General features: G+C 71.6%; 5 protein-coding genes. 3 read left to right on the top strand and 2 right to left on the bottom strand.

The features are described 5' to 3' along the window. On the top strand, nucleotides 1–497 hold a 497-nt coding region (locus PKE44_RS10605), incomplete at its 5' end, for an exodeoxyribonuclease VII large subunit (protein ID WP_324550893.1). Nucleotides 498–534: 37 nt separating this feature from the next. Here PKE44_RS10605 and PKE44_RS10600 read toward each other — a convergent pair. Both PKE44_RS10600 and recJ read right to left on the bottom strand, forming a co-directional pair. Next, nucleotides 535–5523, bottom strand: a complete 4989-nt coding sequence (locus PKE44_RS10600) for a chemotaxis protein CheB (RefSeq protein ID WP_324550891.1) — start codon at nucleotides 5521–5523, stop codon at nucleotides 535–537. A 153-nt stretch (nucleotides 5524–5676) separates the two neighbouring features. After that, a complete protein-coding gene (recJ, locus tag PKE44_RS10595) occupies nucleotides 5677–7419 on the bottom strand; it encodes a single-stranded-DNA-specific exonuclease RecJ (protein ID WP_324550889.1) in 1743 nt (580 codons plus the stop codon). Nucleotides 7420–7755: 336 nt separating this feature from the next. Here recJ and PKE44_RS10590 point away from each other — a divergent pair, with 336 nt between their 5' ends. Both PKE44_RS10590 and PKE44_RS10585 read left to right on the top strand, forming a co-directional pair. Then, complete coding sequence (locus tag PKE44_RS10590; protein WP_324550887.1) at nucleotides 7756–8970, top strand: CaiB/BaiF CoA-transferase family protein; 1215 nt, start codon at nucleotides 7756–7758, stop codon at nucleotides 8968–8970. A gap of 34 nt (nucleotides 8971–9004) precedes the next feature. Then, nucleotides 9005–9162 (top strand): nucleotidyltransferase domain-containing protein (locus PKE44_RS10585; protein WP_324550895.1); only part of this gene is annotated, 158 nt, incomplete at its 3' end.

Here is a 9162-nt window from a genome sequence, read left to right as displayed (position 1 = left end):
GGCTCGAAGCGCACGCGCAGCGCCTCGACGAGCTCGACGGCCGGCTGCGCCGGGCGCTGGCGGCACACCTGCGCCAGCGCCGGCAGCGGCAAGCGCAACTGCTGATGCGCCTCGCCGCGCAGTCGCCGCGCCGGCGGCTGGCCGAACAGCGCCGGCGGCTGAAGACGGCCCAGGGACGCCTGGAGCCGGCAACCCTGCGCCGGCGCATGCAGGGACTGGCCGGGCACCACGAGGCCCTGGTCCGGCGGCTGGCCGCGGCGATGCGGCACCGGCTCGCTGTGCAGCAGGCGCGTTACGCCGCGCTGCTGCGCGAACTGCATGCGCTCAGTCCGCTGGCCACACTCGCGCGCGGCTACGCGATCGTGCGCGACGCCGAGGGCCGCGCGCTGCGCCATGCCGGCGACGTGGCCGAGGGCAGCAGGATCACCGCGCAGCTCGCGCACGGACGGCTGCACTGCCGCGTCGAACCGGCCGGAGACGACGAAGCCGGCCTCTGAAGCCGGCTTCCGGGGGACTGCGCAGCGCCGCGCCCGGCTAGCGCCGCCGCCCCTGCTTCAGCCACACCAGCACGTTCGCGTACAGCCGCGGGGCCTCGATCGGCTTGGAGACGAAGTCGTCCATGCCGGCGGCGAGGCAGCGTTCGCGGTCCTCGTTGTAGGCGTTGGCGGTCAGCGCCAGGATCGGCACGTCGCGGCCGTTGGCGAGGTCGCGGATGCGGCGGGTCGCGTCCAGACCGTCGATTTCCGGCATCTGCATGTCCATCAGGATCAGGTCGTAGCGGCGCGACTGCACGCAGGCGATCGCCTCGATGCCGTTGACCGCACAGTCGACATCGAGATCGGCCATGCGCAGCAGTTCGGCCGCCACCTCGCGGTTGACCGGATCGTCCTCGACCACCAGCACGCGCGCACCGCCGAACTGCGCATGCAGATCCTCGCGCGCGCCCTTGACCAGCAGCAGGGCCGGAGCCGTGCCGGCCACGGCGGCGGGCGCCTTGGCCAGCCAGGCCGTGAACCAGAACACGCTGCCGCCGCCACGACGGGCATCGACGCCGACCGTGCCACCCATCAGTGCCGCCAGTCCGCGCGTGATCGCCAGCCCGAGGCCGGTGCCGCCGTAGCGGCGCGTGGTCGAGGTGTCGGCCTGCTCGAAGGCGTTGAACAGCCGCGCCGCGTCGGCCGGATCGATGCCGATGCCGGTGTCCTCGACCTCGAAGCGCACGCAGGCGCGCTCGGGCTCGTCGTCGAGCAGGCGGGTGCGCAGCGTCACCGAACCTTTTTCGGTGAACTTCACCGCGTTGGCCGCGTAGTTGAGCCAGGCCTGACGCAGCCGCGTGGCGTCGCCGCGCAGGGCCTGCGACTGCGGCGCGTAGTCGCAGCGGATCTCCAGGCCGCGCGCGCGCGCCGACGGCCCGCACATCGTCGCGACATCGTTGCCGATCGCCTCCAGCGACAGCTCCTCGGCTTCGAGCGCGACCTTGCCGGTCTCGATCTTCGAGAGGTCGAGGATGCTGTTGATGATCTCGACCAGATGATGGCCGGCACGCTCGATCTTGTTGATCTGCGACCGCTGGCCGGCGTCGGTGATGCTCTCCTTGAGCAGGTAGGCCATGCCGGTGATCGCGTTCAGCGGCGTGCGGATCTCGTGGCTCATGTTGGCGAGGAAGGCGCTCTTGGCCCGGGTCGCGGCCTCGGCACTGGCGAGCGCCTCGCCGAGCTGGACGTTGAGGGTGCGCAGCTCCTGCGTGCGCGCCTCGACCTCGCGTTCGAGCTGCTCGCGCTCGCGCTCGCGCTCGGCGGCGCGGCGGATGCGCTCGCCGGCCTCGTGCGCGATCACGGCCAGACCGAGCAGCCGGCCTGCGGCACTGCGCACCGGCGAGATCGTCACCGCCACATCGACATCGTGGCCGTCGGCGTGGCGCAGCACGCAGTCGCGGCGCAGCGACTGGCTGCCGTGAATCTCGGCGATCATGGCCAGCCCCCCGGTGTCGCCATCCGGGAACAGCGAGGCCAGAGGCTGGCCGAGCACCGTCGCCGGTGCATGGCCGAGCAGCGCGCGGGCGCCGGGATTCCAGCTCGTGATCGCGCCGAGTTCGTCGGTGCCGATGATCGCGTCGCCGGTGGCCTCGATCAGCGCCGCGAGCCGGGCGTTCTCGAGCTGCGCGACGCGGACGGTTTCCTCGGCGCGGCGGCGCTCGCTGATGTCGATGACGGTGGCCTGCACGAAGTCGCCGTCGTCGGTGCGGAAGGCCGCGAGGCTGACCTCGACCGGGAAGCGGCTGCCGTCGCGGCGCAGGCCGAGCAGCTCGCGCCCCTGCCCCATCGCCCGCGTCGCCGGCGAGCGCAGATAGCTCGCGCGCAGCGCGGTGTGCGCCTCGCGCTGTTCGGCCGGCAGCAGATCCTCGACCCGGCGGCCGTCCAGCTCGCCGGGCGCGTAGCCGAAGATGCGCCCCAGCGCCGGGTTGGTCATCGTGATGCAGCCCGCGGCATCGACGATCAGCAGGCCGTTCGGACTGGTGTCGACGACGGCTTCGAGCCGCAGGCGCTGGCGGTCGAGCTCGCGCCCGAGCCGCGAGGTCTCGCTGATGTCGACGTAGGTCAGCACCACGCCGGCGATGGCCTTGTTGGTGTCCTGGTAGGTCGTGATGCGGCGCAGGAAGGTGCGCTCGCGGCGCCAGGCCAGCGTGCGCTCGACGGCGGCGTGGGTCTTGAGCACCTGGCGCACGTCATCGAGCAGGTGCTCGTCGGTCTCCACCGGCTTGAAATGGCGCAGGTCGCGGCCGATGTCCTGCGGCAGCAGCGGGAAGATCGTGGTCGCCTGCGGCGTGAACAGCCGCAGCCGGAAGTCGGCACCGATGAACAGCGTCGCCAGCTCGGTCGAGCTGATCAGGTTGTTCAGGTCGCTGGTGACGGCGTTGAGCTCCTGGATCTTCAGCTCGTGCTCGGCGTTGACGCTGTAGAGCTCCTCGTTGACCGAGTGCAGCTCCTCGTTGGTGCTCTGCAGCTCCTCGTTCGAGGCCAGCAGTTCCTCGTTGGTGGCCTGCAGTTCCTCGTTGCTGGTCTCCAGTTCCTCGATCGTGCTCTGCAGCGACTCGCGCGCCTGCTGCAGTTCGAGTTCGAGCACGCGGATCTGCGCGTAGGTCTGCGCATCGACATCGAGCGGACGGCCGGCGACCTGCACATCGGCGGCCGTTCCCGAGCTGCTGACCGGCAGGCTGGCGGCCTCGTCGATGCGCACCATGTAGTAGCGCGTGTTCAGCGTCGTGTCGTGCAGCGGCTGCACGCCGACGTTCAGGAAGCGCCGCTCGCCGCCGCTGCTCTCGTGGACGATGCCGCGGTAGTGCACGGCCGAGTTCTGCTGCTGGGCGTTGCGCAGCGCCGTCATCAGCGCGATGCGCAGGTGCCCGCCGACCATCGAGAACAGGTCGCTGGTGACCTTGCCCGAGGGCGGCAGCAGGTAGCGCGAGGCATCGCCGAACACGTGCACGGCCTCGTAGCGGTCATTGACGAGGATGCCGGTCGGGATGAACTGCGTCAGCAGCACGTCGTAGATGCGTCCGAGCCGGGTCTCGCCGATGCCGGGCAGGGCCCTCAGCGAACTCTTGGTGCTGTAGCCGAGCGGCAGGCGCAGGTCGTGCAGCAGGCGGTTGTCGCGCAGCTTCGTGAAGATCTTCCAGTGCCGGTCGACGATGCCGAACTCGATGGCCAGCTCGCCGAGCCCCTCGCTCGCGCCGAGGTACAGGCAGCCCTCGACGCGCAGCGCGAAGTGGAAGGCCGCGATCGCGCGCAGCTGCGCCGGCGGTTCGAGGTAGATCAGCAGGTTGCGGCAGCTGACCAGATCGATGCGCGTGAACGGCGGGTCCTTCAGCAGGTTGTGCTCGGAGAAGATCAGCGCCTTGCGCAGGTTCGCGGTCACGCGCCAGGTGCGGTCGGGCTGCTCGATGAAGTACTTCTGGCGCAGCGCCTCCGGCATCTCGGTCAGGCTGCTCTCCGGGTAGACGCCCTCGCCGGCGGTCAGCAGCGACTTGCGGTGGATGTCGGTGGCGAGGATCTTGATGCGCGGCGCGCGCCCGGCCGCCGCGAAGGCTTCGAGGAACAGGATCGCCAGCGAGTAGGCTTCCTCGCCGGTCGAGCAGCCGCAGACCCAGACGCGCACGTCCTCGTCCTCGGGAGCGCGCTCGACGATGCCGGGCACGACGCGCGTGCGCAGGATCTCGAAGGCCTCGGGGTCGCGGAAGAAGCGCGTGACGCCGATCAGCAGGTCCTTGTACAGCAGGTCGAGCTCGGCATCGTCCTGCTCGACGTGGCGCACGTACTCGTCGATCTCGATGTGCTCGGGGTGCAGCGCGACGCGCCGCTCGATGCGCCGGGTGATCGTGCCGGGCTTGTAGTAGTTGAAGTCGATGTCGTAGACGGTGCGCAGGCGCTCGAAGATCGCCGGGATGCCCTCGTTGCGCTCCTGGCTCGCGCGCGGCGCCTGCTGGGCGTTGCGCCGGCGGTCATCGGCGTAGGCGAGCAGCGCCGCCGGGATGTCCTCGGGCGCGAGCACGGCATCGACGCAGCCGGTCTCGACGGCGCTGCGCGGCATGCCGTCGAAGCGCGAGCTGTCCTCGGTCTGCGCGATGACCAGACCGCCGGTCTCGCGCACGTCCATGATGCCGGTGCTGCCGTCCGAGCCGGTGCCGGAGAGCACGACCGCGACACCGCGCTCGCCCCAGGCCGAGGCGAGCGAGCGGAAGAAGGTGTTGATCGGCTGGTTCAGCGTCTTTTCGGCGGCACGCTCGTAGCTGATCAGCCGGTGGCCGTCGATGACCATGTCCTTCTTCGGCGTCAGCAGGTAGATCGTGTTCGGCCGCACCAGCACCGTGCCGTCGACCGGCACCGCCGACATGCTCGTGAAGCGCTGCAGCAGCTCGTGCATCAGGCTCTTGAAGTCCGGCGACAGGTGCTGGATGACGACGAAGGCCATGCCGGTGTCCGGCGGCATCGCCCGGAACAGCCGTTCGAGCGCCTCCAGGCCGCCGGCCGAGGCGCCGATGCCGACCACGTAGCTCGCCTCACCGGCATCCTGATCGGCGCCGGCACTTTCGAGGCTGCCGCCGATCGGTGCACCCGCACTCCAGCCGCTGCCGGCATCGGCCGGCGGCGTCTGCCCGGCCAGCGCCGGATTGCCGAGGATCAGCCCGGCCGCAGGCTGCGCGTGCGGACCGGAGTCCTCCTGCGCTGCCGGCCCCGGATCGGCGGGGCCGGCCGCTGCCCGGCGGCTGTCGTCTTCCGGTGCCGGTGCGGCACCACCGGCGATGTCGATGCCGGCGCCGCCGGCTGCGTCCTCGCCCGGCGCCAGCGCCATGACCGGTCCGGGCTTGCCCGGCCCCGTGAGCGGCGCTGCAGTCTCGACGGCCTCGATCGCGACGCTCAGCGCCTCGCCGGACTCGGCCGGCAGCAGCGCATCGGCAGCCGTGGCGTCGTTCCAGTCCTGACCCTGCGGCTGCGGGTCCGGCCGGATTTCTCGTTCGTCAGTCATCGCGGCGTCCTCGCCTGGGGGGTCGGCACAGAGGAAACGTCAGTCTCCAAACGTCGGTCGCATCCCGCAAGGCTGCGCCCTGTCCGGAAATCCGGATCACTGCGGAAATTACGACGGAGATTCTTGCTGCGTTCCGGACACACCGTTTCCCGCTCAGGCACCGGCCGGCTCCAGATGCAGCACCAGCAGCTGCAGCCGCCGGCGCCCGTTCCATTCGTTCACGTCCAGCCGGTACGCAAGGCGCAGCCGCGTGCCCGGCAGCGGTTCCGGGCAGCTCCCGGCCGCTCCGAAGGCGATCGCATCGAGCACCTCGTCCAGCCCCGGCCGGCGCACGCTGAGCTTCAGGTGCCGCTCCTTCAGCGTGCGCGCGGCGACGACCTCGAACTCGCCGTCGAACAGCGGCTCCGGAAAGCCCTGACCCCACGGCCCGCCGTCGCGCAGGCGCTCGGCGATCGCGAGCGTGCAGTCGCCCGGCGCCAGCTCCCCGTCGGAATACAGCACGCCGCGCAGGTCCGCGGCACCGAGGTGACGGCGTACCTCGGCATCGAAAGCCGCAGCGAAGTCCGGATAATTCGCCTCGGCCAGCGTCAGGCCGGCGGCGGCGGCGTGACCGCCGAAGCGCTCGATCAGCCCCGGATGGCGCGCATCGACCGCGGCCAGCGCATCGCGCAGGTGCAGGCCCGGCACCGAGCGCGCCGAACCCTTCAGCCAGCCCGGATCGCCGGGCGCAAAGACAATCGTCGGCCGGTGCGTGCGCTCGCGCACGCGCGCCGCGAGGATGCCGACCACGCCCTGATGCCAGTGCGGGTCGTACAGGCACAGACCGAACGGCAGCCCGGCCGCATCGAGCCCGAGCCGTTCGAGGTCCTCCAGCGCCGCTGCCTGCATCACGGCCTCGATATCGCGCCGCTCGCGGTTCAGGCGGTCCAGCGTCACGGCCAGCTCGCGCGCGCGCACCGGATCGTCACAGAGCAGGCATTCGATGCCGAGCGCCATGTCTTCGAGCCGGCCGGCGGCGTTCAGGCGCGGCGCCAGCGTGAAGCCGATGTCGGAACAGCCGAGGCGCGCCGGATCGCGGCCGGCGACCTCGGCCAGCGCGCGGATGCCGGGCACGGCGGCACCGCTGCGGATGCGGGCCAGACCCTGCCCGACCAGCACGCGGTTGAGGTGATCGAGCGGCACGACATCGGCGACGGTGCCGAGCGCGACCAGATCGAGCAGGCGCGCGAGGTTCGGCTCGGTCAGCCCGCAGGCGCCGTACCAGCCGCTCGTGCGCAGCCGCGCGCGCAGCGCCAGCAGCACGTAGAACATCACGCCGACGCCGGCCAGCGCCTTCGACGGAAAGCTGCAGCCCGGCTGGTTCGGATTGACGATGGCATCGGCCGCCGGCAGCCGCTCGCCGGGCAGGTGGTGATCGGTGACCAGCACCTGCCAGCCGCGCGCCTGCGCCGCGGCGACGCCTTCGAGGCTGGCGATGCCGTTGTCGACGGTGATCAGCAGCTCCGGCCGCCGTGCGGCCGCGAGTTCGACGATCGCCGGCGTCAGCCCGTAACCGTGGCGCTGGCGGTTCGGCACCAGATAATCGACGTGGCGCGCCCCGAGCGCGCGCAGCCCGCGCACCGCCAGCGCGCAGGCGGTGGCGCCATCGGCGTCGTAGTCGGCGACGATCAGGATGCGGGCATCGGTGCTCAGCGCCGCGCTCAGCAGGTCGACGGCGCGATCGATGCCCTTCAGCCGTTGCGGTGCCGGCAGCGCCGTCAGCGCCTGGTCGAGCTCACGGGCGCTGGCAACCCCGCGCAGCGCATAGACCCGCGCCAGCAGCGGCGGCAGGTCGGCGGGCAGTTCCGGCCGTTCGCCGGGGCTCGGCAGGGGTCGGCGTACGATTGCTGTCGGCATTCAGAACGGGCTCATCGCGGCGGGCGCGGCGCAGCATCGCCGGATGCTGCGGACGCGGCAAGGGGGACGGAGCCGGCGCCTGGCACGCTTGCGCCGCAGTGCCCCCAAGGTAATGGCTGCACCGCTCCAAAACCGCGAATTCAACCACGAACCAGCCATGGTCATTCAAGACCTGCGACACCGGGCGCACACCGGCGGGCTCCGGCACCGGTCACCGTTGCGGCTGCGCGCAGCGCGCTGCCAAAGCCTGCAGCCTGCGACTGGCAGACGCCGGCGGCCGTCGCCACACTCCCCGGCCATCCACCCGTCCCGCAGCCCGCGCCCGGAAGCCCCGCCATGACCCAGACTCCTGCCGATGACCGTCCGGCCCCCGGCCCGCTTGCCGGGCTGCGCGTGCTCGAACTCGGCCAGCTCATCGCCGGCCCGTTCACCGGCACGCTGCTCGCGTACTTCGGCGCCGAGGTCATCAAGATCGAACCGCCCGAAGGCGACCCGATCCGCCAGTGGCGCGTCGTGCGCGACGGCACCTCGCTGTGGTGGCACAGCATCGGTCGCAACAAGAAGAGCGTCCGCATCGACCTGAAGACCGGCGAGGGCCGGGCGCTGGTCGGCCGGCTCGCCGCGCGCTGCGACGTGCTCGTCGAGAATTTCCGCCCCGGCACGCTGGAGAAATGGGGCCTGGGTCCGGAGGTGCTGAAGGCCGCGAACCCCGGCCTCGTGATCGCGCGCATCTCCGGCTACGGCCAGGACGGCCCCTACGCCGGCAAGGCCGGCTACGCCTCGGTCTGCGAGGGCTTCGGCGGCCTGCGCTACGTCAACGGCATGCCCGGAGAACCGCCGGTGCGCCCGAACCTGTCGATCGGCGACACGCTCGCGGCGCTGCACGCGGTGATCGGCATCCTGATGGCGCTGCACCAGCGCGGGCGCTCCGGCAGCGGTCAGGTCGTCGACGTGGCGCTGTTCGAGGCCGTCTACAACCTGCTCGAAAGCGTGGTCCCCGAGTTCGACGGCGCCGGCGTCGTGCGCGAGCCCTCGGGCACGACGGTGACCGGCATCGTGCCGACCAACACCTACCGCTGCGCCGACGGCCGCTGGGCGATCATCGGCGGCAACGGCGATTCCATCTACAAGCGCCTGATGCGCGCCGCCGGCCGTGCCGACCTGGCCGACGATCCGCGCCTCGCGCACAACCCCGGCCGCGTGCAGCACGAAGCCGAGATCGACGCCGCGATCGCCGCATGGACCGCCACGCTGCCGCTCGCCGAAGTCGTGTCGAGCCTCGAAACCGCCGGCGTGCCGGCCGGCCCGATCTACAGCGTCCGCGACATGTTCGCCGATCCGCAGTACCAGGCCCGCGGCCTGTTCGAGCGCGTCGAGATCGACGGCAAGCCGCTGGCGATCCCGGCCATCCCGCCGAAACTGTCGGCCACCCCCGGCGGCACGCGCTGGTCGGGCCCGGCGATCGGCGCGCATACCGGCGAGGTGCTCGGTGAATGGCTCGGGATGGATGCGGAGGCGGTGAACGGTCTGCGGCAGCGCGGGGTAATCTGAAGCTCCGTGGCGGCAGCCAGCGCTCACCCGGAGGATGTCCGCCATGCAACGCACCGAAGCCCTGACCCTGCTGAGCCACCAGCGCGCGGTGCTGCGCGAACGTTTCGGCGTGCGCCGCCTGGCCCTGTTCGGCTCGACCGCCCGCAACGAAGCCCGGGACAGCAGCGATCTCGACCTGCTCGTCGAATTCGA

The sequence above is a fragment of the Plasticicumulans sp. genome (assembly GCF_035331805.1).
GTDB lineage: Bacteria > Pseudomonadota > Gammaproteobacteria > Competibacterales > Competibacteraceae > Plasticicumulans.
Note: the sequence above shows the minus strand (reverse complement) of the source record. Positions and strands in the feature narration are given on the sequence as shown.

Excerpts from the sequence above, each read along its gene's own strand:
- recJ (WP_324550889.1), bottom strand. The coding sequence starts at position 7,419 with ATGCCGACAGCAATCGTACGCCGACCCCTGCCGAGCCCCGGCGAACGG.
- PKE44_RS10600 (WP_324550891.1), bottom strand. The coding sequence starts at position 5,523 with ATGACTGACGAACGAGAAATCCGGCCGGACCCGCAGCCGCAGGGTCAG.
- PKE44_RS10590 (WP_324550887.1), top strand. The coding sequence starts at position 7,756 with ATGACCCAGACTCCTGCCGATGACCGTCCGGCCCCCGGCCCGCTTGCC.